Origin of the sequence: Escherichia sp. MOD1-EC5433 (assembly GCF_002966005.1) — a bacterium.
Classification (GTDB): Bacteria; Pseudomonadota; Gammaproteobacteria; order Enterobacterales; family Enterobacteriaceae; genus Escherichia; species Escherichia ruysiae.
The window spans coordinates 298,019-322,719 of the sequence record NZ_PTRL01000004.1; the positions used below are offsets into that span (position 1 = coordinate 298,019).

Annotated in this window: 24 protein-coding genes; 15 read left to right on the plus strand and 9 right to left on the minus strand. The window is 51.8% G+C overall.

The annotated features are described in order from the left end of the window. Positions 1 to 3 precede the first annotated feature (3 nt). From C3D30_RS10685 to ynjE, 6 genes are all read left to right on the plus strand, one after another. Entirely contained in the window at positions 4 to 711 is a 708-nt protein-coding gene (locus C3D30_RS10685) for a TVP38/TMEM64 family protein (RefSeq protein WP_021550676.1), read from the plus strand. Continuing rightward, positions 711 to 1,259, plus strand: coding sequence for a carboxymuconolactone decarboxylase family protein (locus tag C3D30_RS10690; RefSeq protein ID WP_105286867.1), 549 nt, complete (start codon positions 711 to 713; stop codon positions 1,257 to 1,259). The genes C3D30_RS10685 and C3D30_RS10690 overlap by 1 nt, the downstream gene beginning before the upstream one ends. A 9-nt stretch (positions 1,260 to 1,268) precedes the next feature. Continuing rightward, the gene (locus C3D30_RS10695) at positions 1,269 to 2,435 is read left to right on the plus strand and encodes an ABC transporter substrate-binding protein (protein WP_105286868.1); all 1,167 of its coding nucleotides are present in this window, start codon (positions 1,269 to 1,271) and stop codon (positions 2,433 to 2,435) included. Continuing rightward, complete coding sequence (locus C3D30_RS10700; RefSeq protein WP_105286869.1) at positions 2,408 to 3,943, plus strand: ABC transporter permease family protein; 1,536 nt, start codon at positions 2,408 to 2,410, stop codon at positions 3,941 to 3,943. Before C3D30_RS10695 ends, C3D30_RS10700 begins: the two co-directional genes overlap by 28 nt. Next, positions 3,943 to 4,596 (plus strand): ATP-binding cassette domain-containing protein, encoded by a 654-nt coding sequence (locus C3D30_RS10705; protein WP_105286870.1) that lies wholly within the window; start codon positions 3,943 to 3,945, stop codon positions 4,594 to 4,596. The genes C3D30_RS10700 and C3D30_RS10705 overlap by 1 nt, the downstream gene beginning before the upstream one ends. Before the next feature lie 66 nt (positions 4,597 to 4,662). Next, positions 4,663 to 5,970, plus strand: a complete 1,308-nt coding sequence (gene ynjE, locus C3D30_RS10710) for a thiosulfate sulfurtransferase YnjE (RefSeq protein WP_105286871.1) — start codon at positions 4,663 to 4,665, stop codon at positions 5,968 to 5,970. Positions 5,971 to 5,978: 8 nt separating this feature from the next. Here ynjE and C3D30_RS10715 read toward each other — a convergent pair whose 3' ends face one another. Then, the gene (locus tag C3D30_RS10715; protein ID WP_010348804.1) at positions 5,979 to 6,599 is read right to left on the minus strand and encodes a CDP-alcohol phosphatidyltransferase family protein; all 621 of its coding nucleotides are present in this window, start codon (positions 6,597 to 6,599) and stop codon (positions 5,979 to 5,981) included. A gap of 86 nt (positions 6,600 to 6,685) precedes the next feature. Here C3D30_RS10715 and nudG point away from each other — a divergent pair, with 86 nt between their 5' ends. Next, positions 6,686 to 7,099 (plus strand): CTP pyrophosphohydrolase, encoded by a 414-nt coding sequence (nudG, locus tag C3D30_RS10720; protein WP_105284794.1) that lies wholly within the window; start codon positions 6,686 to 6,688, stop codon positions 7,097 to 7,099. Here nudG and C3D30_RS10725 read toward each other — a convergent pair. After that, a complete protein-coding gene (locus tag C3D30_RS10725) occupies positions 7,059 to 7,331 on the minus strand; it encodes a YnjH family protein (RefSeq protein ID WP_105286872.1) in 273 nt (90 codons plus the stop codon). The two genes, nudG and C3D30_RS10725, sit on opposite strands and share 41 nt — an antisense overlap. A gap of 323 nt (positions 7,332 to 7,654) precedes the next feature. Here C3D30_RS10725 and gdhA point away from each other — a divergent pair, with 323 nt between their 5' ends. After that, entirely contained in the window at positions 7,655 to 8,998 is a 1,344-nt protein-coding gene (gene gdhA, locus C3D30_RS10735) for an NADP-specific glutamate dehydrogenase (protein WP_000373052.1), read from the plus strand. Positions 8,999 to 9,070: 72 nt separating this feature from the next. On the opposite strand, the gene topB is transcribed toward gdhA, so the two are convergent. The 3 genes from topB to C3D30_RS10755 all read right to left on the minus strand — a co-directional run bounded on the left by topB (position 9,071) and on the right by C3D30_RS10755 (position 12,742). Further along, positions 9,071 to 11,026, minus strand: coding sequence for a DNA topoisomerase III (gene topB, locus C3D30_RS10740; RefSeq protein ID WP_105286874.1), 1,956 nt, complete (start codon positions 11,024 to 11,026; stop codon positions 9,071 to 9,073). A gap of 4 nt (positions 11,027 to 11,030) precedes the next feature. Beyond that, entirely contained in the window at positions 11,031 to 12,074 is a 1,044-nt protein-coding gene (gene selD, locus C3D30_RS10745; RefSeq protein WP_001298241.1) for a selenide, water dikinase SelD, read from the minus strand. Positions 12,075 to 12,190: 116 nt separating this feature from the next. Further along, the gene (locus C3D30_RS10755) at positions 12,191 to 12,742 is read right to left on the minus strand and encodes an NAD(P)H nitroreductase (protein ID WP_105286875.1); all 552 of its coding nucleotides are present in this window, start codon (positions 12,740 to 12,742) and stop codon (positions 12,191 to 12,193) included. Between the two features lie 161 nt (positions 12,743 to 12,903). Between C3D30_RS10755 and sppA the strand changes: the two genes are divergently transcribed. From sppA to pncA, 4 genes are all read left to right on the plus strand, one after another. Further along, positions 12,904 to 14,760: a signal peptide peptidase SppA gene (sppA, locus tag C3D30_RS10765; RefSeq protein WP_001259801.1), complete on the plus strand. Its 1,857-nt coding sequence runs from the start codon at positions 12,904 to 12,906 to the stop codon at positions 14,758 to 14,760. 115 nt (positions 14,761 to 14,875) lie between these two features. Then, complete coding sequence (locus tag C3D30_RS10770; RefSeq protein WP_001030439.1) at positions 14,876 to 15,586, plus strand: SIMPL domain-containing protein; 711 nt, start codon at positions 14,876 to 14,878, stop codon at positions 15,584 to 15,586. 131 nt (positions 15,587 to 15,717) lie between these two features. Further along, positions 15,718 to 16,734 carry an asparaginase gene (gene ansA, locus C3D30_RS10775; protein WP_001170164.1) on the plus strand — a complete coding sequence of 339 codons (1,017 nt, stop codon included), beginning with the start codon at positions 15,718 to 15,720 and terminating at the stop codon, positions 16,732 to 16,734. Between the two features lie 10 nt (positions 16,735 to 16,744). Then, positions 16,745 to 17,386: a bifunctional nicotinamidase/pyrazinamidase gene (gene pncA / locus C3D30_RS10780; protein ID WP_001120530.1), complete on the plus strand. Its 642-nt coding sequence runs from the start codon at positions 16,745 to 16,747 to the stop codon at positions 17,384 to 17,386. Positions 17,387 to 17,542: 156 nt separating this feature from the next. Here pncA and C3D30_RS10785 read toward each other — a convergent pair whose 3' ends face one another. Beyond that, entirely contained in the window at positions 17,543 to 17,815 is a 273-nt protein-coding gene (locus C3D30_RS10785; RefSeq protein WP_010345857.1) for a YeaC family protein, read from the minus strand. Positions 17,816 to 17,856: 41 nt separating this feature from the next. After that, positions 17,857 to 18,270 (minus strand): peptide-methionine (R)-S-oxide reductase MsrB, encoded by a 414-nt coding sequence (msrB, locus tag C3D30_RS10790; RefSeq protein WP_001284609.1) that lies wholly within the window; start codon positions 18,268 to 18,270, stop codon positions 17,857 to 17,859. A gap of 341 nt (positions 18,271 to 18,611) precedes the next feature. Between msrB and gapA the strand changes: the two genes are divergently transcribed. Together gapA and C3D30_RS10800 are read left to right on the plus strand one after the other, a co-directional pair. Next, entirely contained in the window at positions 18,612 to 19,607 is a 996-nt protein-coding gene (gene gapA / locus C3D30_RS10795) for a glyceraldehyde-3-phosphate dehydrogenase (RefSeq protein WP_000153502.1), read from the plus strand. Positions 19,608 to 19,690: 83 nt separating this feature from the next. After that, positions 19,691 to 20,575 carry a D-hexose-6-phosphate mutarotase gene (locus C3D30_RS10800; RefSeq protein ID WP_010349492.1) on the plus strand — a complete coding sequence of 295 codons (885 nt, stop codon included), beginning with the start codon at positions 19,691 to 19,693 and terminating at the stop codon, positions 20,573 to 20,575. Positions 20,576 to 20,625: 50 nt separating this feature from the next. Here the strand turns inward: C3D30_RS10800 and yeaE are convergent, their stop codons facing one another. Further along, complete coding sequence (gene yeaE, locus C3D30_RS10805) at positions 20,626 to 21,480, minus strand: methylglyoxal reductase YeaE (RefSeq protein WP_001186328.1); 855 nt, start codon at positions 21,478 to 21,480, stop codon at positions 20,626 to 20,628. Positions 21,481 to 21,569: 89 nt separating this feature from the next. Next, on the minus strand, positions 21,570 to 22,313 hold the full coding sequence (gene mipA, locus C3D30_RS10810) for a scaffolding protein MipA (RefSeq protein WP_000163764.1): 744 nt from the start codon (positions 22,311 to 22,313) through the stop codon (positions 21,570 to 21,572). Positions 22,314 to 22,748: 435 nt separating this feature from the next. Here mipA and yeaG point away from each other — a divergent pair, with 435 nt between their 5' ends. Next, entirely contained in the window at positions 22,749 to 24,683 is a 1,935-nt protein-coding gene (gene yeaG / locus C3D30_RS10815; RefSeq protein WP_001019882.1) for a protein kinase YeaG, read from the plus strand. Positions 24,684 to 24,701: the final 18 nt, after the last annotated feature.

Sequence of the window (24,701 nt, forward strand, 5' to 3'; positions counted from 1 at the left end):
AGGATGATGAAAATGCAATCGCGTAAAATCTGGTACTATCGTGCCACCATCATCATCCTGTTGTTCGCTGTGCTGCTGGCATGGGCGCTGCTTCCCGGCGTCCATGAGTTTATCAATCGCAGCGTTGCGGCATTTGCCGCCGTGGATCAACAGGGTATAGAACGTTTTATTCAGTCTTACGGCACACAGGCGGCTGTGGTCTCGTTCTTCTTAATGATCTTACAGGCCATTGCCGCACCGCTGCCTGCTTTTTTGATAACCTTTGCCAATGCGTCGCTGTTTGGCGCATTCTGGGGCGGTTTGCTGTCGTGGACCAGTTCGATGGCAGGTGCGGCGCTGTGCTTTTTTATCGCCAGAGTGATGGGTCGCGAAGTAGTGGAAAAGTTAACCGGTAAAACCGTGCTTAACAGCATGGACGGCTTTTTTACCCGCTACGGCAAACACACCATCCTGGTATGTCGGTTATTGCCTTTTGTCCCTTTCGATCCTATCAGCTATGCTGCCGGATTGACTTCAATACGTTTTCGCTCGTTTTTTATCGCCACCGGGCTTGGTCAGCTACCCGCAACCATCGTCTATTCCTGGGCGGGCAGCATGTTAACGGGCGGCACATTCTGGTTTGTCACCGGACTGTTTATCCTGTTTGCCCTGACCGTGGTGATTTTTATGGCGAAAAAAATATGGCTTGAACGCCAGAAGAGGAATGCCTGATGGGTTTACCGCCGCTTAGCAAAATTCCTTTGATTTTACGTCCGCAGGCGTGGCTGCATCGTCGCCATTATGGCGAGGTGCTAAGCCCAATTCGCTGGTGGGGGCGAATTCCGTTTATCTTTTATCTGGTGTCGATGTTTGTCGGCTGGCTGGAGCGCAAACGCTCACCGCTCGATCCGGTGGTGCGATCGCTTGTCAGCGCACGCATTGCACAAATGTGTCTGTGTGAGTTTTGTGTGGATATCACCAGTATGAAAGTCGCGGAGCGTACCGGTAGCACTGACAAACTGCTGGCGGTGGCTGACTGGCGGCAAAGCCCGCTGTTCAGCGATGAGGAGCGGCTGGCGCTGGAATACGCCGAAGCTGCGAGCGTCACGCCGCCAACGGTCGATGATGCCCTGCGTACCCGACTGGCTGCCCATTTTGACGCTCAGGCACTCACCGAGCTGACAGCATTGATCGGCCTGCAAAATCTGTCAGCCCGTTTTAATTCTGCCATGGACATTCCCGCTCAGGGGCTGTGCCGACTTCCTGAAAAACGTTCTTAAGGAGAGATGATGCGCCATTGTGTGTGGTTGCTGGGATTGTTATCGCTGTTTTCTTTGGCAACACATGCCAGTGACTGGCAGGAAATCAAAAACGACGCCAAAGGGCAAACCGTCTGGTTTAACGCCTGGGGCGGCGATACGGCAATTAACCGCTATCTCGACTGGGTTAGCGGCGAGATGAAAACCCATTACGATATAAACCTGAAGATTGTCCGCCTGGCGGATGCCGCAGACGCAGTAAAACGCATTCAGACGGAGGCCGCTGCCGGGCGCAAAACAGGCGGTTCGGTGGATCTTCTGTGGGTAAATGGTGAAAACTTCCGCACCTTAAAAGAGGCCAATTTATTACAAACCGGCTGGGCGGAGGCTCTACCCAACTGGCGTTACGTCGATACGCAACTACCGGTACGGGAAGATTTTTCTGTGCCGACCGAAGGCGCGGAATCGCCCTGGGGGGGCGCACAACTGACGTTTATCGCCCGCCGCGATGTTACGCCACAGCCACCACAAACACCGCAAGCGTTACTGGAGTTTGCCAAAGCCAATCCCGGCACGGTGACTTATCCGCGCCCACCGGACTTCACAGGCACGGCGTTTCTGGAACAGTTGCTGATTATGCTGACGCCAGACCCCGCCGCATTAAAAGCAGCGCCGGACGATGCGACTTTCGCCCGTGTCACTGCTCCCTTGTGGCAATATCTTGATGCGCTGCATCCGTATTTGTGGCGCGAAGGAAAGGATTTTCCGCCTTCGCCTGCACGAATGGATGCTCTGCTGAAAGCCGGTACATTGCGCCTGTCGCTAACCTTTAACCCCGCTCATGCACAACAAAAAATAGCCAGCGGTGATTTGCCAGCAAGCAGTTACAGCTTCGGCTTTAGCGAGGGGATGCTTGGCAACGTCCATTTCGTCACCATTCCAGCCAATGCGAATGCCAGTGCTGCGGCGAAGGTTGTCGCCAACTTCCTGCTCTCACCCGATGCGCAACTGCGTAAAGCGGATCCCGCTGTCTGGGGCGATCCTTCGGTTCTCGATCCACAGAAACTGCCTGACACGCAGCGTGAAACATTGCAATCAAGAATGCCGCAGAATCTGCCGCCGGTACTGGCGGAACCACATGCAAGCTGGGTAAATGCGCTGGAACAAGAATGGCTACGCCGTTACGGTACGCATTAATCTTTCTGCTGTGGGCGATGGTGGCGGTGATTTACGCACCGCTAATCCCGGCAGCTTTCACGCTGATAGCGCCTGCCTTGTCGCTGACGCACTGGCAGGCGTTATTTGCCGACCCGCAGTTACCACAGGCATTACTGGCGACGCTGGTTTCGACGACTATCGCGGCGGTCGGAGCGTTGTTGATTGCCCTGCTGGTGATTGTCGCGCTGTGGCCTGGCGTAAAATGGCTGCATCTGTGCGCCCGTCTGCCGTGGCTGCTCGCCATTCCCCACGTGGCTTTTGCCACCAGCGCCCTTCTACTCTTTGCTGACGGCGGCCTGCTTTACGACTATTTCCCGTATTTCACTCCGCCAATGGACAAATTAGGTATTGGGCTGGGTTTCACTCTGGCGCTGAAAGAAAGCGCATTTCTGCTGTGGATCTTGTCAGCCGTGCTAAGTGAAAAACGGCTGCTACAGCAGGTTATAGTGATGGATTCACTGGGCTACAGCCGCTGGCAATGCCTGAACTGGCTGCTGTTGCCCTCCGTCGCTCCTGCTCTGGCAATGGCGATGCTGGCGATTGTCGCATGGACGCTGTCGGTCGTGGATGTAGCAATTATCCTTGGGCCAGGTAATCCACCGACGCTGGCAGTAATTAGCTGGCAGTGGTTAACTCAGGGCGATACAGATCAACAGATTAAAGGCGCGCTCGCCAGCCTGCTGCTGATGGCGTTACTCGCCACCTGTGTTTTGCTGGGCTATCTGTTATGGCGCGCCTGGAGGAACACCATTCCCCGCGAAGATGGCGTTCGCAAACCAGCCACGGCTTTACTGCCCGGCTATACGCTGGCGAGGTTATTACCATTAACGGGGGTGCTCTGTGTGGTTCTGCTGGCGATCCTCGCGGATCAATCGACGATCAATCTTGAGGCGCTACTCAATAGCCTGACTATGGCTCTGGTCGCGACATTCATCGCGTTGATCCTGTTACTGCTGTGGCTGGAATGGGGGCCAAAGCGTCGCCAGCTATGGTTATGGATGCCCATTTTATTACCGGCACTGCCATTAGTGGCAGGTCAATACACGCTGGCGTTATGGCTCAACCTGGATGGTAGCTGGACGGCGGTGATCTGGGGGCATCTGCTGTGGGTGATGCCGTGGATGCTGTTTATCCTGCAACCCGCCTGGCGGCGCATCGACTCGCGATTAATTTTGATTGCACAAACGCTGGGCTGGTCACAAGCCAAAATATTCTGTTATGTGAAATTCCCGCTTATGCTACGCCCCGCGCTAATTGCGTTCGCTGTCGGATTTTCAGTGAGTATTGCGCAATATATGCCGACGCTGTGGCTCGGTGCGGGACGTTTCCCGACGCTGACGACAGAAGCGGTGGCGTTAAGTAGCGGCGGCAGCAACGGTATCCTCGCCGCCCAGGCTTTATGGCAACTGCTGTTACCGCTTATTATTTTTGCCCTGACCGCCCTGCTTGCAAAATGGGTAGGTTATGTCAGACAAGGACTCCGCTAATGCTCTGCGTGAAAGATGTTTCGCTACGTTTGCCAGGAACCTGCTTACTAAAGAACGTCAACTTTACGGCCACCAAAGGTGACATTGTCACGTTAATGGGGCCATCAGGCTGTGGTAAATCCACGCTGTTTTCCTGGATGATTGGCGCGCTGTCCGGGCAGTTTTCTTGTACAGGTGAGCTATGGCTCAATGAGCAGCGGATCGACATGCTGCCGACTGCACAGCGCCAGGTTGGCATTCTTTTCCAGGATGCGCTGTTATTTGACCAGTTCAGTGTCGGGCAAAATTTACTGCTGGCGCTACCGGCGACACTCAAAGGTGTTGCAAGGCACAATGCCGTGAATGATGCGCTTGAGCGCGCGGGACTTGGTGATACTTTCCATCAGGATCCGGCAACTCTGTCTGGTGGTCAGCGGGCACGGGTAGCTCTGCTACGCGCCCTTCTCGCCCAACCCAAAGCATTATTACTCGATGAACCATTCAGCCGTCTTGACGTGGCTTTGCGCGACAGTTTTCGCCAGTGGGTGTTCAGCGAAGTTCGCGAACTGGCGATCCCCGTCGTTCAGGTAACGCACGATCTCCAGGATGTTCCCGCTGGTGGCCTGGTTCTGGATATGATGCAGTGGTCAGAAAATTACAACAAACTGCGATAACGCAAAGTTTTTCCTCATGCGCCAGTTCAGAATGGCGCACTCAAAACTACAATGTCGGGATTTTCGATGAAACGTGTTTCTCAAATGACCGCGCTGGCAATGGCTTTAGGGCTGGCTTGCGCTTCTTCGTGGGCCGCTGAACTGGCGAAGCCTCTTACTTTTGACCAGCTTCAACAACAAAATGGCAAAGCGATAGATACTCGCCCCAGCGCGTTTTATAACGGCTGGCCACAAACTTTAAATGGCCCTTCAGGTCATGAACCTGCCGCCTTAAACCTTTCTGCAAGCTGGCTCGACAAAATGAGCGCCGAACAGCTCAACGAGTGGATCAAGCAACATAACCTGAAAGCCGATGTGCCGGTGGCGTTATACGGTAATGACAAAGACGTCGAAGCCGTCAAAACGCGTCTGCAAAAAGCAGGCTTTACGCATATCTCCATCCTGAGTGACGCGCTAAGCGAACCTTCCCGCCTGCAAAAACTGCCGCACTTTGAGCAACTGGTTTACCCGCAATGGCTGCATGACCTGCAACAAGGTAAAGAGGTTACGGCAAAACCTGCCGGTGACTGGAAAGTCATTGAAGCAGCCTGGGGCGCACCAAAGTTTTACCTTATCAGCCATATTCCCGGCGCTGACTACATCGATACCAACGAAGTTGAAAGCGAACCGCTGTGGAACAAAGTTTCTGATGAGCAACTGAAAGCGATGCTGGCAAAGCACGGCATTCGCCATGACACCACGGTCATTCTGTACGGGCGAGACGTTTACGCCGCAGCGCGCGTGGCACAGATTATGCTGTACGCAGGGGTGAAAGATGTGCGCCTGCTGGACGGCGGCTGGCAAACCTGGTCCGATGCGGGTCTGCCCGTTGAGCGCGGTACGCCACCGAAAGTGAAACCGGAACCTGACTTCGGCGTGAAGATCCCGGCGCAACCGCAACTGATGCTCGATATGGAGCAGGCACGTGGACTACTGCATCGTCAGGATGCTTCACTGGTAAGCATTCGTTCGTGGCCAGAATTTATCGGTACGACCAGCGGTTACAGCTACATCAAGCCAAAAGGTGAAATAGCCGGAGCACGTTGGGGACACGCTGGTAGCGACTCGACGCATATGGAAGATTTCCATAACCCGGATGGCACCATGCGTAGCGCCGATGATATTACCGCTATGTTGAAAGCATGGAATATCAAACCAGATCAACAAGTCTCGTTCTATTGCGGCACCGGCTGGCGCGCCTCAGAAACCTTTATGTATGCGCGCGCAATGGGCTGGAAGAATGTCTCCGTTTACGACGGCGGCTGGTATGAATGGAGCAGCGATCCGAAAAATCCGGTAGCAACCGGTGAACGCGCCCCGGACAGTAGCAAATAACACGGCAATTACTGACGCTGAAGCGACTTCAGCGTCAGATACCCACTCCACACTCGCGTAAATGTCGTCATCCAACACAGCGCGCCAAAAATCCACGCAAACCACGAGAAATAGGCCGGAAAGAGGCAACTCAGGACAAACAGCAAAATCGTCTCGCTGCCTTCGGTTAATCCCCCCAGATAGTAAAAAGATTTATGTGCATAGCCGGGGTTATCAATCTGGTGCTTCGCCGCCAGCGCAGCAAACGCGAGAAAACTGCTGCCCGTGCCGATAAACGCAAACAACAGCCAGCCTCCGGCCAGCGCGTTTTGTTCTGGTGCGGCGAGAATAAAACCAAACGGCACCAGCGCGTAAAAGAGGAAATCGAGAGAAATATCAAGAAAACCGCCTGCGTCAGTTAACCCTCTGCGCCTCGCCAGCGCGCCGTCCAGACCATCAAGCAACCTGTTGAGCAAAATGGCAATCAGCGCCGCCAGATACCATCCCAGCGCCAGAAACGGCAGTGCCAGCACACCGATGGCAAACCCCACTAACGTTAAACCATCTGGCGTTATACCGGGTCTATCAAGAACCCGCACGCACTGATGCAACAACGGTTTAATTCGCGGATGAAGATGGCGGTCTAACACGGGCACTCCTTAAATATAAAGCCCTTCTGATCGGGCAACAGTGCGGATATTATGGCATTTTTCGCTTATCTGCCCGTGGGTAATTTATGAAAATGATTGAAGTGGTTGCCGCCATTATCGAACGGGATGGCAAAATTTTACTCGCACAACGCCCCGCCCATAGCGATCAGGCGGGGTTATGGGAGTTTGCCGGTGGCAAAGTCGAACCGGATGAAAGTCAGCCACAGGCGCTGGTACGGGAATTGCGCGAAGAACTGGGCATTGACGCAACGGTTGGTGAATATGTTGCCAGCCATCAGCGGGAAGTGTCTGGCCGGATTATCCATCTTCATGCCTGGCACGTACCGGACTTCCACGGTACGTTACAGGCACACGAACATCAGGCGCTGGTCTGGTGTCTGCCAGAGGAAGCATTGCAATATCCGCTGGCTCCTGCTGATATTCCACTACTTCATGCGTTTATGGCTTTACGCGCCGCCAGACCAGCGGATTGGTGCTAATGGTTTTGTCATCCCGCTGGCATTGCAGCAGTATCCCCTCCGCTTTAATCACTGCGCCCTCCGAATAATTTTGATCCTGATAAACGCAGCACTGGTTACAGGGCTGCGCTGATTGCCCGCCAGAACTAAACACCTCCGGCGGCACATTCACTTCCACATCCGGACGATATTGCGGGTTAGCCAGCGCAAATAATGGAAATACCAACGCTACGGCGAGTAATGCTCGACTCACAAGAAACTCCTTATTTTTCGTTGCCTCTGGTTCTGATAACGGTAACCAGGCGGGAAAACTTTAGCGTCTGGTTGCCGGATGCGGCGTGAACGCCTTATCCAGCCGACGGATCCCCCTTGAAAATGCGCCCGGTTTTCCAGGTCTGATAAAACGCACCTGACATTAGGTGACTTTTATAACTTCCATACATTATTAATTTGCTTTCCGGTGTCATTTTTTTCTTGCTTACCGTCACATTCTTGATGGTATAGTCGAAAACTGCAAAAGCACATGACATAAACAACATAAGCACAATCGTATTAATATATAAGGGTTTTATATCTATGGATCAGACATATTCTCTGGAGTCATTCCTCAACCATGTCCAAAAGCGCGACCCGAATCAAACCGAGTTCGCGCAAGCCGTTCGTGAAGTAATGACCACTCTCTGGCCTTTTCTTGAACAAAATCCAAAATATCGCCAGATGTCGTTACTGGAGCGCCTGGTTGAACCGGAGCGCGTGATCCAGTTTCGCGTAGTGTGGGTTGATGATCGCAATCAGGTACAAGTTAACCGCGCCTGGCGTGTCCAGTTCAGCTCCGCCATCGGTCCGTATAAAGGTGGTATGCGTTTCCATCCGTCCGTAAACCTCTCCATTCTTAAATTCCTCGGCTTCGAGCAAACCTTTAAAAATGCCCTGACCACCCTGCCGATGGGCGGTGGTAAAGGCGGCAGCGATTTCGATCCAAAAGGGAAAAGCGAAGGCGAAGTGATGCGTTTCTGCCAGGCGCTGATGACCGAACTGTACCGTCACCTGGGTGCAGATACCGACGTTCCGGCGGGCGATATCGGCGTTGGTGGGCGTGAAGTCGGCTTTATGGCGGGGATGATGAAAAAGCTCTCCAACAATACCGCCTGCGTCTTCACCGGCAAGGGGCTATCTTTTGGCGGCAGTCTGATTCGCCCGGAAGCTACCGGTTACGGTCTGGTTTATTTCACGGAAGCGATGCTGAAACGCCACGGTATGGGTTTTGAAGGAATGCGTGTTTCCGTTTCTGGCTCCGGCAACGTCGCCCAGTACGCTATCGAAAAAGCGATGGAATTTGGTGCTCGTGTGGTTACAGCATCAGACTCCAGCGGCACCGTGGTTGATGAAAGTGGATTCACGAAAGAGAAACTGGCGCGTCTTATCGAAATCAAATCCAGCCGCGATGGTCGCGTGGCAGATTACGCCAAAGAATTTGGTCTGGTCTATCTCGAAGGCCAACAGCCGTGGTCTGTGCCGGTGGATATCGCCCTGCCATGCGCGACCCAGAACGAACTGGATGTTGACGCCGCACATCAGCTTATCGCCAATGGTGTTAAAGCGGTGGCGGAAGGGGCAAATATGCCAACGACCATTGAAGCAACTGAACTGTTCCAGCAGGCAGGCGTACTGTTTGCACCGGGTAAAGCAGCTAATGCTGGCGGTGTAGCAACATCGGGGCTGGAAATGGCGCAAAACGCTGCGCGTCTGGGCTGGAAAGCCGAGAAGGTTGATGCGCGTTTACACCACATTATGCTGGATATCCACCACGCCTGTGTTGAACACGGTGGTGAAGGTGAGCAAACCAACTACGTGCAGGGCGCGAATATTGCAGGTTTTGTGAAGGTTGCGGATGCGATGCTGGCGCAAGGCGTGATTTAAGTCATCAGGCGTTTGTGCCGGATGCGGCGTGAACGCCGCATCCGGCCTACAAAAATCTACTACATCAGACCTTTATGTTATCGCTCCACTGCCCGCGTCTTCTGATGGCGGGCTTTTTTTCACCGCTCGCTTGCGTGGTGAAGCCTTTTTCTTCTCTTCTCCACTACCCGGTGCCACTATGCCGCGAAACTGCCGCACTGGCGTACGTTTTGCCTGATCAATCAATTGGTAAAGCGTCCCCACCAGCGGCTGCATAAAGTCCTGGTAGCGACACTGCTTTTCGCTGATTTGCGTCAGCACCGATTCCCAGTGTGCCGTCATGTCCGGTCGTGTCGCCATCTCTGGCAGCGAATGGAATAACGCTTTTCCGGCGTCGGTGGAGTGGATATAGCGCCCTTTTTTGGTCAGGAAACCACGCTTGAACAGCAGTTCAATAATCCCGGCACGCGTTGCTTCCGTCCCCAGGCCATCGGTCGCACGAAGGATCTTTTTCAGATCTTTGTCCTGCACAAAGCGCGCGATCCCGGTCATCGCTGAAAGCAGCGTTGCATCGGTGAAATGACGTGGTGGCTGAGTTTGCCGCTCTACCACTTCACCTTTTTCACACAATAACTCATCGCCTTTCGCTACCACCGGCAGCGGTGTACCATCGTTTTCTTCATCACGCTCTTTGCTGCCTAACAGCGTGCGCCAGCCTGCTTCAGCAAGAAAACGGGCTTTAGCGACAAATTTTCCTTTGGCAATGTCCAGTTCGATAACACATTTGCGGAACACCGCATCCGGACAGAACTGCATCAAATACTGACGGGCAATCAGGTTATAGACCTTCGCTTCGTTCTCCGTCAGGTTGATGGCAGAACTCCGCGCGGTCGGGATGATGGCGTGGTGCGCATCGACCTTTTTGTCATCCCAGCAGCGGTTGCGTAAATCTGGATCAACCACCGGCTGCGGTAACAAGCCCGGCGCATGAACGCTGATAGCATTCATCACCGCCTGACGTCCGGCAAAATGTTCTTCCGGCAAATAACGACAATCGGAACGCGGATAAGTGATCAGTTTGTGCGTTTCGTACAACTTCTGGCAGATATCAAGTACGTTCTGCGCACTCAGACCAAAGCGTTTTGCCGCTTCAATCTGCAACGCCGAAAGCGAAAACGGCAACGGCGCGGATTCTGATTCCCGTTTATCGTTATAACTGGTGACAATAGCCGGTTGACCGCTGATGCGGTTGACCACATGCTCCGCCAGCGGACGATGCAACAAGCGCCCTTCTTCATCCTGGTACGGCTCACACGCTTCGCTCGGTTGCCAGATAGCGGTAAATCGCTCATCGGCAGGCGTCACTATATGCGCTTTGACCTCATAGAAATCTTTCGCCACGAAGTTTTCAATTTCTTCGTCGCGGCGCACCACCAGCCCGAGCACAGGCGTCTGCACGCGTCCAACGGAAAGTACGCCCTGATAACCCGCATTGCGACCGAGAATGGTGTACGCGCGGGTCATATTGATGCCGTATAACCAGTCGGCACGCGCTCGCGCCAGCGCAGAAACGCATAGCGGCACAAACTCGCTATTGGAACGAAGACGATCGATCGCCCGTTCAACCGCCTGCGGGTTCAGATCGTTAATCAAGCAACGCTGCACCTGCTGGCGCTTTTCCGGTTCCAGTTGCAGGTAATCCAGCACTTCATCCACCAGCAATTGCCCTTCGCGATCCGGGTCTCCGGCATGAACAATTTCGCTGGCTTCATGCAGAAAGCGTTTGATGACGTTAAGTTGTTTGGTCACGGAGGGGCGTGGCTGTAATTGCCACTTTTCCGGGACAATGGGGAGATCGGCCAGGTTCCAGCGCGCATAGCGACTGTCGTAGGCGTCTGGCTGCGCCTGCTCAAGCAGGTGACCAATACACCAGGTCACCACCTGACCGTTACCGCACTCGATAAAGCCATCGCCTTTACGGTGCGGTTTGGGCAGGACATCAGCAATAGCGCGCGCCAGACTCGGTTTTTCGGCAATAAATAACCGCATTGAATTAACGGATCTCAACCATGGCACGACCGCCGCGCGCAGGCACCAGTTCGCCAATCGCCGTCAGTTCGATACCAAATTCAGCAGCGGTAGCTTTTACTTCGTTTTCAGCCTCTGGCATTACCGCCAGCAGCAGACCGCCGGAAGTTTGCGGATCGCACAGCAGATCGCGCACTTCACGCGGCATTTCACCCATCAGATGACCATAGCTGGCAAAGTTGCGTTCGGTGCCGCCAGGTACTGCGCCCAGCTTAATGTACTCTTCCACGCCCGGCAGTTTCGGGATCGCGTCATAGTCGACACGTGCCTGTACGCCTGCGCCCTGACACATTTCGCTCAAATGCCCCAGCAGACCAAAACCAGTCACGTCAGTCATCGCTTTTACGCCTTCGATGTTGGCAAAGGACGCGCCTGCGATGTTCATCCGGCACATCACTTCCGTCGCCAGTCCCTGATGTTCCGGTTTCAGGAGTGATTTTTTCTCCGCAGTGGTAAGAACGCCAATCCCCAGCGGTTTCGTCAGGAACAGTTTACATCCGGCTTGTGCGGTACTGTTTTTCTTCACCCGCTCAGTTGGAACGATCCCCGTTACCGCCAGACCGAAAATCGGTTCCGGCGCGTCGATGGAGTGACCGCCAGCCAGCGCAATACCCGCCTGACGACATGCGTAGCGACCACCTTCGGTGACTTCGCGAGCAATTTCCGGGGACAGTTTGTTAATCGGCCAGCCGAGGATCGCAATTGCCATAATCGGTTTGCCGCCCATCGCGAAGATATCGCTGATGGCGTTAGTCGCCGCAATGCGACCAAAATCGAAAGGATTATCAACAATCGGCATAAAGAAGTCGGTGGTGCTGATAACGCTGGTGCCATTGCCCAGATCGTACACCGCCGCATCGTCGCGGGTTTCGTTACCCACAAGCAAATTCGGATCAACAAACTTCGCCTGCTCGCTGTGCAGGATAGTTTCCAGCACTTTTGGGGAAATTTTACAGCCGCAACCGGCTCCGTGGCTGTATTGGGTCAAACGAATCGAGTTCTCGCTCATGGACATCTCCTGTCAATGCAATCCGGGTATGGTAACCCTCATTCCGTGAAGTGATAAGTGAGAGTGTCTGAATTACTGCGCCTTTGCTCACAATCCACACAGTTTTGCCGTTTTTATCAAAAATAAGTCACAAACGGTGTCGGGTCCGGAATGTTTATCGACGTTGACGCTTTCAGTTGTGGCGTACCGAGATAGAGAAATCCGACAATTTTATCCTGCTCGCGACAGCCGAATGCGTCACGCACCACCGGGCTTTCAGTTAATACGCCACTGCGCCAGATGCCGCCAAAGCCCTGGGCAACCGCCGCCATTTGCATTGCCATAACCGCGCAACCCGCCGACATTTCCTGCTCCCAGCGCGGGACTTTATGATTTTCTTCGCATTTCGCCACCACTGTTATGATGAGCGGCGCCCGGAACGGCGCATTACGCGCTTTGTCGATTGCTTTTTCATCGCTACCGGCAGCAATCGCCCCCTGTTCCAGAACGGCGCTGAAACGCTCACGCCCTTCCCCTTCAATCACAAAGAAATGCCACGGTTGCATGGATTTATGGTCTGGCGCACGCATACCCGCGCGCAGGATATTTTGCAGCTGCTCACCCGTTGGCGCTGGCTCAGCCAGACGGGAGGCGCTACGGCGGTTGATCAATAGTTCGAGTGCATCCATTTGATTAACTCCTGTCATGATGTTTATTCACAAAATTAACACGAGAGTGGATTTTGTTACAGCACAGTCCATGATTCCTGCTGACAAGTGCCGGTTGGGTCATTACGATAACCACATCACTTGCACCTGCAACAGGTGTAACTTTTAGTCTGGGAGAATACATGCGAACCCTTTGGCGATTTATTGCCGGATTTTTTAAATGGACGTGGCGTCTGCTGAATTTCGTCCGTGAAATGGTACTTAACCTGTTCTTTATTTTTCTCGTGCTGGTTGGCGTTGGGATCTGGATGCAGGTCAGCGGTGGTGATTCGAAAGAAACCGCCAGTCGTGGCGCACTGCTGCTTGATATTTCTGGCGTGATCGTCGATAAGCCCGACAGTTCGCAGCGGTTTAGTAAGTTAAGTCGTCAGTTGCTTGGTGCCAGTTCCGATCGTCTGCAGGAAAACTCGCTGTTTGATATCGTCAACACCATTCGTCAGGCGAAGGACGACCGAAATATCACCGGTATCGTGATGGATCTGAAAAACTTCGCGGGCGGCGATCAGCCTTCCATGCAGTACATCGGCAAAGCTCTGAAAGAGTTTCGTGACAGCGGTAAACCGGTTTATGCCATTGGCGAGAACTACAGTCAGGGGCAGTATTATCTTGCCAGTTTCGCCAATAAAATCTGGCTTTCCCCGCAAGGTGTGGTCGACCTACATGGCCTTGCCACCAACGGTCTGTACTACAAATCGTTGTTGGATAAGTTAAAAGTTTCCACTCATGTGTTCCGCGTTGGTACGTATAAATCTGCCGTTGAACCGTTTATTCGTGATGACATGTCGCCCGCAGCCCGCGAAGCCGATAGTCGCTGGATTGGTGAGCTGTGGCAAAACTATCTTAATACCGTTGCCGCTAACCGCCAGATCCCTGCCCAGCAGGTATTCCCTGGGGCGCAAGGTTTGCTTGATGGTTTAACCAAAACTGGCGGCGATACCGCGAAGTATGCGCTGGATAACAAACTGGTGGATGCGCTGGCGTCAAGTGCCGAAATCGAAAAAGCCCTGACCAAAGAGTTCGGCTGGAGTAAGTCGGATAAAAATTATCGCGCCATTAGCTATTACGATTACGCACTGAAAACTCCGGCAGATAGCGGTGATGGCATCGGTGTAGTGTTTGCCAATGGTGCAATTATGGATGGCGAGGAAACTCAGGGGAATGTAGGCGGTGATACCACTGCGGCACAAATCCGCGATGCTCGTCTTGATCCAAAAGTGAAAGCGATTGTTCTGCGCGTTAATAGCCCTGGCGGCAGCGTTACGGCCTCTGAGGTGATCCGCTCTGAACTGGCAGCAGCCAGAGCAGCGGGCAAACCTGTGGTTGTGTCAATGGGCGGCATGGCGGCATCCGGCGGCTATTGGATCTCCACTCCGGCTAATTACATTGTGGCTAACCCCAGCACCCTGACCGGCTCTATTGGTATTTTCGGCGTGATCACTACCGTCGAAAACAGTCTGGATTCGATTGGTGTTCATACCGATGGCGTCTCAACTTCACCGCTGGCGGATGTTTCCATCACTAAAGCACTGCCGCCGGAAGCGCAGCAGATGATGCAGTTAAGCATTGAGAATGGCTACAAACGCTTTATCACGCTGGTTGCCGATGCGCGCAAATCGACGCCGGAACAGATTGATAAAATCGCTCAGGGGCATGTCTGGACTGGTCAGGATGCGAAAGCTAACGGTCTGGTCGATAGCCTCGGTGATTTCGATGATGCGGTCGCAAAAGCGGCAGAACTGGCAAAACTGAAGCAGTGGCATCTGGAATATTACGTCGATGAACCGACCTTCTTCGACAAAGTGATGGACAACATGTCAGGTTCTGTCCGGGCGATGTTGCCAGATGCGCTCCAGGCCATGTTACCTGCCCCACTGGCTTCGGTAGCCTCTACCGTGAAAAGCGAAAGCGACAAGCTGGCAGCGTTTAACGACCCGCAAAACCGTTATGCGTTTTGCCTAACCTGCGCCAACGTGCGTTAATTTCTGTAAATATGTGGCCGATATGCTGTCGGCCACATTCCTGAACCGGACTGTCTTTCACTCCCACCCTCCATTACATTGCCTTGCTCATTTAGCATCTGATAAGGAGTCATCAGTGAATAAGGCACCCTCTTTAATTGCCGCTATTGTCCTCGGACTGGGGATCAGCGCCTGTGGTTATTTCGTCGGCGATGGTGTTAAACATTTAAAGACCAACAACCGCTATGTAAACGTGCGGGGGCTTTCGGAAAAAGAAGTTCGCGCAGATACGGCAGAATTAACAATTGCGATTAACTTTAAAGGTAATGTTCCCGGCGAGCTTTTCCCAAAACTGGAAGACGCACAGAAAAAAATTGTTGCCGAACTCAACGCTCAGGGGATTAACGACAAAGAGATAAACCTCGGTCAGTGGACCAGTAAACGAACGGATTCCTTTTATCTCAAAGATGATCCCACAATGCCACGCTATAACGCCGACGGCTCCGTTACGATAAAAACTCATAACGTTGCTGCTGTCGAAAAAGTTGTCGCTAAATTAAATGAACTGCAAGTTGCTACGGATGGCGCTATCGCCGAGAGCAAAGTCGCCTATCGCTTTAATGGTATTGGCGCACTGCGCGCTGAGATGATTGCTGCCGCCACCAAAGATGCACGCAACGCAGCATTACAATTTGCAACGGACTCAGGTAGCCAGGTAGGTTCCATTAGCGATGCATCACAAGGCGTATTCCAGATCTTCGCCAGTGGCAGTGACGAAGATGATCCTACGGCGATTAATAAAACAGTGCGCGTAGTCACGACCGTAACCTATGCGTTGCAGGATTAACCACTTTTATCCGGCGGGACGCCAGTTCCTCTGTTCCGCCGTACTTTTCTCATATCCACAGAGTATCCAGGTGCGCTCCCCCTGCCTCACGTATATACTTTTGCTCTTTCTACATCATTCATATCAATATCATGCAAAAGAAATCTATCTATGTCGCCTACACGGGCGGGACCATCGGGATGCAGCGTTCCGAGCAGGGTTATATTCCGGTGTCAGGTCATTTGCAACGCCAACTGGCGCTGATGCCGGAGTTCCATCGCCCGGAGATGCCAGATTTCACTATTCATGAATATACACCGCTGATGGATTCTTCTGATATGACGCCGGAAGACTGGCAGCATATTGCTGAAGATATTAAAGCGCACTATGACGACTATGATGGTTTTGTCATTCTGCACGGCACCGATACGATGGCCTATACCGCTTCTGCGCTGTCGTTCATGCTGGAGAACCTCGGCAAACCGGTCATTGTGACAGGGTCACAAATTCCCTTAGCCGAATTACGCTCTGACGGACAAATCAATTTGCTGAATGCGCTGTATGTTGCGGCGAATTACCCGATCAACGAAGTAACACTCTTTTTTAATAACCGTCTGTATCGCGGTAACCGCACAACCAAAGCCCATGCCGATGGTTTTGATGCCTTTGCGTCACCAAATCTTCCTCCATTGCTGGAAGCCGGTATTCACATCCGTCGTTTAAATACGCCCCCAGCACCGCACGGCGAAGGTGAACTGATCGTTCATCCGATCACCCCACAACCGATCGGTGTGGTAACAATTTATCCGGGGATTTCTGCTGACGTTGTGCGCAATTTCCTCCGCCAACCGGTGAAGGCGTTGATTTTGCGCTCATATGGCGTGGGCAATGCGCCGCAAAACAAAGCCTTCCTGCAAGAATTACAAGAGGCCAGCGATCGCGGTATTGTGGTGGTCAACCTGACACAATGTATGTCCGGTAAAGTGAACATGGGGGGTTACGCTACCGGTAACGCCCTCGCCCATGCCGGGGTTATTGGCGGCGCGGATATGACTGTAGAAGCCACATTAACCAAACTGCACTACCTGCTTAGCCAGGGACTGGATACCGAAACCATTCGTAAGGCCATGAGCCAAAACCTGCGCGGCGAACTGACGCCGGATGATTAAGGAGACTGCAATGCCCCATCGCGCCCTGTTACTGGTCGATTTACAAAATGATTTCTGTGCTGGTGGCGCGCTCGCCGTACCGGAAGGTGACAGCACAGTGGATGTTGCTAACCGCCTTATTGACTGGTGCCAGTCGCGCGGAGAAGCGGTTATTGCCAGTCAGGACTGGCACCCGGCTAACCATGGCAGTTTTGCCAGCCAGCACGGTGTAGAACCTTATACGCAGGGGCAACTCGACGGCCTGCCGCAAACTTTCTGGCCTGAACACTGTGTGCAGAACAGTGAAGGCGCACAATTACATCCGTTACTGAATCAAAAAGCGATCGCCGCTGTGTTCCATAAAGGCGAAAACCCTTTAGTTGACAGTTATAGTGCTTTTTTTGATAACGGACGTCGGCAGAAAACCGCGCTTGATGACTGGTTGCGCGAACATGAAATCAATGAATTGATCGTTATGGGGCTGGCTACCGACTATTGCGTGAAGTTTACCGTGCTGGACGCATTGCAGGCAGGTTATAGCGTGAACGTGATTACCGATGGTTGTCGTGGCGTGAATATCCAGCCCCGGGACAGCGCGCACGCGTTTATGGAGATGTCAGCCGCTGGGGCAACGCTATACACGCTGGCGGACTGGGAAGAGACGCAGGGATAATTTTACGCTGGCCTACAATTCTGTACTGCCGTTGTAGGCCAGATAAAGTGCGTCAGCGGTGCATCTGGCATGTTGGTTGTTAAATCAAACAACCAACACGCGACAGTAAAGATTATCCCCTTCCTTCATAAACGCTCTACAAAGGGGAGAATTCATTCACTTAAACATGGCAATTGGTTTTGCCGTGATACCAAAATCTTCTTTCAACTGTTGTTTGCTCTTCATGACCATCTGACCGTTCGTATCGATAGTCATATGTTGCGCATCGGTATTGTTTCGCGCTTGCCACAGCATCACCAGTTGCAGACAGTTCTCTTTTTGTTCTTCAGTCAATGCAACACCATCTGGCCATTTACCCAGTTCAACGGCTGTCGATAAACGCTGGTAAACCTCAGGCGTCATACTGTTGATTATTTCATCAAGATTCATAATTTTCCCGCTCCTGTGGAATAAGTTGCTGAATCGTTTTTTCAACCGTTGATTTCTTCGCCATTTTCGTCATCAGTAAAGCGCAACGATGCCGAGTTAACACAATAACGTTCGCCTGTGGGTTGTGGACCGTCGGGAAAAACATGGCCCAGATGAGCATCACAGTTTCCGCAACGAATTTCTATCCGCTGCATTCCATGTGACAAGTCTTTGATATAACGGATTGAATCTTCACTCACCGGCTCATAAAAACTGGGCCAGCCACAGCCTGAATCATACTTGGTTTGAGAATGAAACAGAGGGGCGTCGCAGATCAAACAGTGGTAAATGCCGTCGCGCTTATTATGCAATAAACGTCCAGTAAATGGCGGCTCCGTCCCGTGATTCTGTGTCACGTAAAACTGCATCTCGGACAAATTTTTTTTCAGTTCTTCTGCCGAAGGTTTGTTAGCCATTTGCTCACATCTCACTTTAATCACGCTCACATTACGTGACTTATTCTAACAAAACATTAACACCAACTCGCAAAATTTTGTTCTAAACTTGATCTCAACGAAATGGCAGCACTTAAAACGTGATAAAAATCACATTTTTATCGTAATTGCCCTTTAAAATTCTGGGCGCCGACCCCATGTGGTCTCAAGCCCAAAGGAAGAGTGAGGCGAGTCAGTCGCGTAATGCTTAGGCACAGGATTGATTTGTCGCAATGATTGACACGATTCCGCTTGACGCTGCGTAAGGTTTTTGTAATTTTACAGGCAACCTTTTATTCACTAACAAATAGCTGGTGGAATATATGACTATCAAAGTAGGTATCAACGGTTTTGGCCGTATCGGTCGCATTGTTTTCCGTGCTGCTCAGAAACGTTCTGACATCGAGATCGTTGCAATCAACGACCTGTTAGACGCTGATTACATGGCATACATGCTGAAATATGACTCCACTCACGGTCGTTTCGACGGCACCGTTGAAGTGAAAGACGGTCATCTGATCGTTAACGGTAAAAAAATCCGTGTTACCGCTGAACGTGATCCGGCTAACCTGAAATGGGACGAAGTTGGTGTTGACGTTGTCGCTGAAGCAACCGGTCTGTTCCTGACTGACGAAACTGCTCGTAAACACATCACCGCTGGTGCGAAAAAAGTGGTTATGACTGGTCCGTCTAAAGACAACACTCCGATGTTCGTTAAAGGCGCTAACTTCGACAAATATGCTGGCCAGGACATCGTTTCCAACGCTTCCTGCACCACCAACTGCCTGGCTCCGCTGGCTAAAGTTATCAACGATAACTTCGGCATCATCGAAGGTCTGATGACCACCGTTCACGCTACTACCGCTACTCAGAAAACCGTTGATGGCCCGTCTCACAAAGACTGGCGCGGCGGCCGTGGCGCTTCCCAGAACATCATCCCGTCCTCTACCGGTGCTGCTAAAGCTGTAGGTAAAGTACTGCCAGAACTGAATGGCAAACTGACTGGCATGGCGTTCCGCGTTCCGACCCCGAACGTATCCGTAGTTGACCTGACCGTTCGTCTGGAAAAAGCTGCAACTTACGAGCAGATCAAAGCTGCCGTTAAAGCTGCTGCTGAAGGCGAAATGAAAGGCGTTCTGGGCTACACCGAAGATGACGTAGTATCTACCGATTTCAACGGCGAAGTTTGCACTTCCGTGTTCGATGCTAAAGCTGGTATCGCTCTGAACGACAACTTCGTGAAACTGGTATCCTGGTACGACAACGAAACCGGTTACTCCAACAAAGTTCTGGATCTGATCGCTCACATCTCCAAATAAGTTGAGATGACTTTGTGATCTAAAAAGAGCGACTTCGGTCGCTCTTTTTTTTACCTGATGAAATGAAGTTAAAGGACTGCGTCATGATTAAGAAAATTTTCGCCCTTCCGGTCATCGAACAAATTTCCCCTGTCCTCTCCCGTCGTAAACTGGATGAACTGGACCTCATTGTGGTCGATCATCCCCAGGTAAAAGCCTCTTTTGCATTACAGGGCGCACACCTTCTCTCATGGAAGCCTGCGGGTGAAGAAGACGTTCTGTGGTTGAGCAATAACACTCCGTTCAAAAATGGCGTCGCCATTCGCGGTGGCGTGCCAGTTTGCTGGCCGTGGTTTGGTCCGGCAGCACAACAAGGTCTGCCTGCGCATGGTTTTGCCCGTATTCTGCCGTGGACGCTGAAATCGCATAGTGAAGATGCCGATAGCGTGACACTGACTTTCGAACTGACGCAAAGCGACGAGACGAAAAAATACTGGCCGCACGACTTTACACTGTTAGCGCATTTCCGCGTGGGTGAAACCTGTGAAATCGATCTTGAAGCGCATGGCGAATTTGAAACCACCTCTGCCCTGCATACCTACTTTAACGTGGGTGATATTGCTAAGGTAAGCGTCAGTGGTCTGGGCGATCGCTTCATTGATAAAGTGAATGACGCGAAAGAAGATGTACTGACCGACGGTGTTCAGACCTTCCCTGATCGTACCGATCGCGTGTATCTGAATCCGCAAGATTGCAGTGTGATTAATGACGAAGCGTTGAATCGTATTATTACCGTTGGTCACCAGCATCATCTGAACGTCGTCGGCTGGAACCCAGGCCCGGCTCTTTCAGTCAGCATGGGCGATATGCCAGATGATGGTTACAAAACCTTTGTCTGCGTAGAAACCGCTTACGCCTCTGAGGCACAAAAAACGACCAAAGAGCAACCTTCACATCTGGCACAATCCATTCGCGTTGCGAAACGCTAATTTGTGCTAGTTTTATATGCCGGGTGCGATGCATCCGGCATTTCCCAACATCACACCATATCCAGCGCAGTTTTACCTTTTGGTGCCGGATACGCTTCATCCAGCATGGCTAATTCCTCTGACGAAAGCACAACCTCAAGCACTGCTGCATTTTGTTGAACATGCGCGATAGTTGCCGCTTTTGGAATCGCCATCACGCCCTGATGGCTGATTACCCACGCCAGCAATACTTGTGCCGCGCTGATATTGTGAGCTTGCGCAATTTCATTGACCACCGCGTTTTTTAGCAGCCCATTGCGCAACCGCCCGGCCTGGGCTAACGGACTGTAAGCCATCACTGGCATCTGCTGTTGCTGGCACCAGGGGAGTAGATCATACTCAATCCCTCGTGAGCCGAGATGATAAAGCACCTGATTAGTGGCACACTGATTTCCTCCCGGCACCTGCCAGAGATCCTGCATGTCAGAATAATCAAGATTAGAAACACCCCAGCGACGGATTTTGCCCTGAGCGATCAGTTTTTCCATCGCTGCAACAGTCTCTTCAAAAGCGAAACTGCCAGACCAGTGTAATAAGTAAAGATCGAGATAATCCGTATTGAGTCGGCGTAAACTGGCTTCACATGCGTTAATCGCTTTTTGTCCGCCGGCATTCCACGGATAGACTTTAGAGACGAGAAAGACTTTATCACGCAGACCGGTTAATGCCTCACCGACCACCTTCTCGGCACCGCCATCGGCATACATTTCGGCGGTATCAATGAGGGTTAAACCGAGGTCAATGCCCGCGCGTAGTGCAGCCACTTCGGTTTTGCGCTGGCTGACGTCTTCGCCCATATACCATGTTCCCTGCCCTACGGCTGGCAGTGAGACATCGCCACTAAACGGAATCATTTTTTGTTGCATTGTTTCCTCCAGGTTTTTGCTCCACCGTAATGCAAAACAGGGCGTCACGCCCTGTTTTTATGCACAAAATGCCCTGGAAAGATGCATTATCAGAATTTGTAGGTGATCCCGGTAGAAATCAGACCAGTCCAGGATTTATCCACCATCGGGCTGTCGGTAACTTCATCAGACAGACGGGTGTAGCGTGCGGTGCCGTAAACACTCCAGTCGCCGAGGAAGTTGTAGCTGGCACTCAGCTCCAGGTAAGGACTCCAGCTGTCATTCGGGTTATAGCCACGCAGACCGCTGCGAGCGGATTCTTTGCGCGATACGCCATAATAGTATTCGTTATGGTTTTCGCTGTTCCACTGCACACCGATACCCGGAGTCACGGTCAGGCCGCCGTTGGTGTAACGGTACAACCAGGCCATATCCCACACGATACCGTTGCTGTTATCCAGTGTGTCGCCTGCCAAAGTGGTACGCAGATAACCGTACTGGGTAAAGTGTGCGTAGGACAGACCGGCCATCATGGTGCTCTTACGGTCATCCAGGTGGCGCATTTGGTGATCGCCACTGTCTTTGGCTTTGAAGTAAAGCGGCGACCAGTAAGCGGTAATTGAAAGTTTATCCGTTGCGTCATTCCACAGGTAGTAACCACCACCTAAGCCACGGAACCAGAAGTTATCGCCTTCATAGTTGATTACCGGTACTGGGTAAACATCGGTATCGTAATCTTTATAGGGGTGTTCAACGACACCTACGCCTGCGCCCAGGGAAAAACCTTCAGCGTGCGCTACGCCTGCAGACGTTGCGATAAGCACTCCAAGTGCCAGAAGTTTGAGTTTGGTCACAATTAATCATTCCTTAAACAAATGTTTAGCGGGCGACAAAGTTTACCCGTCAATACATCGAAACCCAACCTTTTTACATTTTCATTTCTAAAGGTAACTGTTTAATTTTCCTGACGCTGATGACATCGGGCTTACACCTGAATGAATTTTGCGTTACTGGCGGCAATATTCTTTACATTAATTATGCAATTTTTATGGATGAGTTGTTGATATGCCATTGAAATCCAGAAAGCCATGCAGGCAAGTTTTCCATTTGCCATCTACGCTTAATTTTGAAGGTGTATCACCGGGCACGTTGTTCTCGCAGTCGGTAAGATGGCATGAGAGTTGCTGTGTTTTAGCAAGAGACGTCGTTCAGTTTACCTCTTCCGGGAGCCTCTACTATTCATATGAACGGCTCTTAACCTGTGCTAAAAAACGAAAGGACGGCATACCATGAATATATTCGATCACTATCGCCAGCGATATGAAGCTGCCAAGGACGAAGAGTTCACACTGCAGGAGTTTCTTACCACTTGTCGGCAAGATCGCAGTGCTTATGCCAACGCGGCTGAGCGGCTATTGATGGCTATTGGTGAGCCGGTCATGGTCGATACGGCCCAGGAGCCCAGACTTTCTCGACTCTTTTCCAACCGGGTCATTGCACGTTATCCGGCGTTTGAAGAGTTTTACGGCATGGAAGACGCGATTGAACAGATTGTCTCTTATCTGAAACACGCGGCTCAGGGGCTGGAAGAGAAGAAACAAATCCTGTATCTGCTGGGGCCTGTAGGTGGGGGTAAATCATCGCTTGCTGAGCGACTGAAATCATTAATGCAGCTCGTGCCTATTTATGTATTGAGCGCCAACGGTGAACGCAGCCCGGTCAACGATCATCCGTTCTGTCTGTTCAATCCACAGGAAGATGCGCAGATCCTGGAAAAAGAGTATGGCATTCCTCGCCGTTATCTCGGCACCATCATGTCGCCGTGGGCTGCGAAACGTCTGCATGAGTTTGGTGGCGACATCACTAAATTCCGGGTTGTGAAGGTCTGGCCGTCTATTCTGCAACAAATTGCCATCGCCAAAACGGAACCCGGCGATGAGAATAACCAGGACATCTCCGCGCTGGTAGGGAAAGTCGATATTCGTAAACTCGAACACTACGCGCAGAACGATCCGGACGCCTATGGTTATTCCGGTGCGCTGTGCCGTGCAAACCAGGGGATCATGGAATTTGTCGAGATGTTTAAAGCACCGATAAAAGTGCTGCATCCCCTGTTGACCGCCACCCAGGAAGGTAACTACAACGGGACGGAAGGTATCTCCGCCCTGCCGTTCAACGGGATTATTCTCGCCCACTCGAACGAATCCGAATGGGTCACTTTCCGTAATAACAAAAACAACGAAGCCTTCCTCGACCGTGTTTACATCGTGAAGGTGCCGTATTGCTTGCGCATTTCCGAAGAGATCAAAATCTACGAGAAACTGCTTAATCACAGTGAATTGACCCACGCCCCATGCGCGCCAGGTACGCTTGAAACGCTGTCACGTTTTTCCATTCTTTCGCGTCTGAAAGAGCCAGAAAACTCCAGCATTTATTCAAAGATGCGCGTTTACGATGGCGAAAGCCTGAAAGATACCGACCCGAAAGCCAAGTCGTATCAGGAATATCGTGATTACGCAGGCGTCGATGAAGGGATGAACGGTCTGTCCACGCGTTTCGCGTTTAAGATCCTCTCCCGCGTGTTCAACTTCGATCACGTGGAAGTGGCGGCTAACCCGGTTCACTTGTTCTACGTTCTTGAACAGCAGATTGAGCGCGAGCAGTTCCCGCAAGAGCAGGCAGAACGCTATCTGGAGTTCCTGAAAGGTTATCTGATCCCGAAATATGCCGAGTTTATCGGTAAAGAGATCCAGACAGCTTATCTCGAATCCTATTCCGAATATGGGCAGAACATTTTCGACCGTTATGTCACCTATGCGGATTTCTGGATCCAGGATCAGGAATATCGCGACCCGGATACCGGGCAGCTGTTTGACCGCGAATCTCTTAACGCCGAGCTGGAGAAAATTGAAAAACCGGCGGGGATCAGCAATCCGAAAGATTTCCGTAACGAGATTGTCAACTTCGTGCTGCGCGCCAGGGCGAATAACAGCGGACGCAATCCGAACTGGACCAGCTACGAAAAACTGCGCACGGTTATCGAGAAGAAAATGTTCTCCAATACCGAAGAGTTGTTGCCGGTCATTTCGTTTAACGCCAAAACCTCAACCGACGAGCAGAAGAAACACGACGATTTTGTCGACCGTATGATGGAAAAAGGCTACACCCGTAAACAGGTGCGTTTACTGTGCGAATGGTATTTGCGCGTACGTAAATCGTCTTAACAACAACGGCCCGGTGTA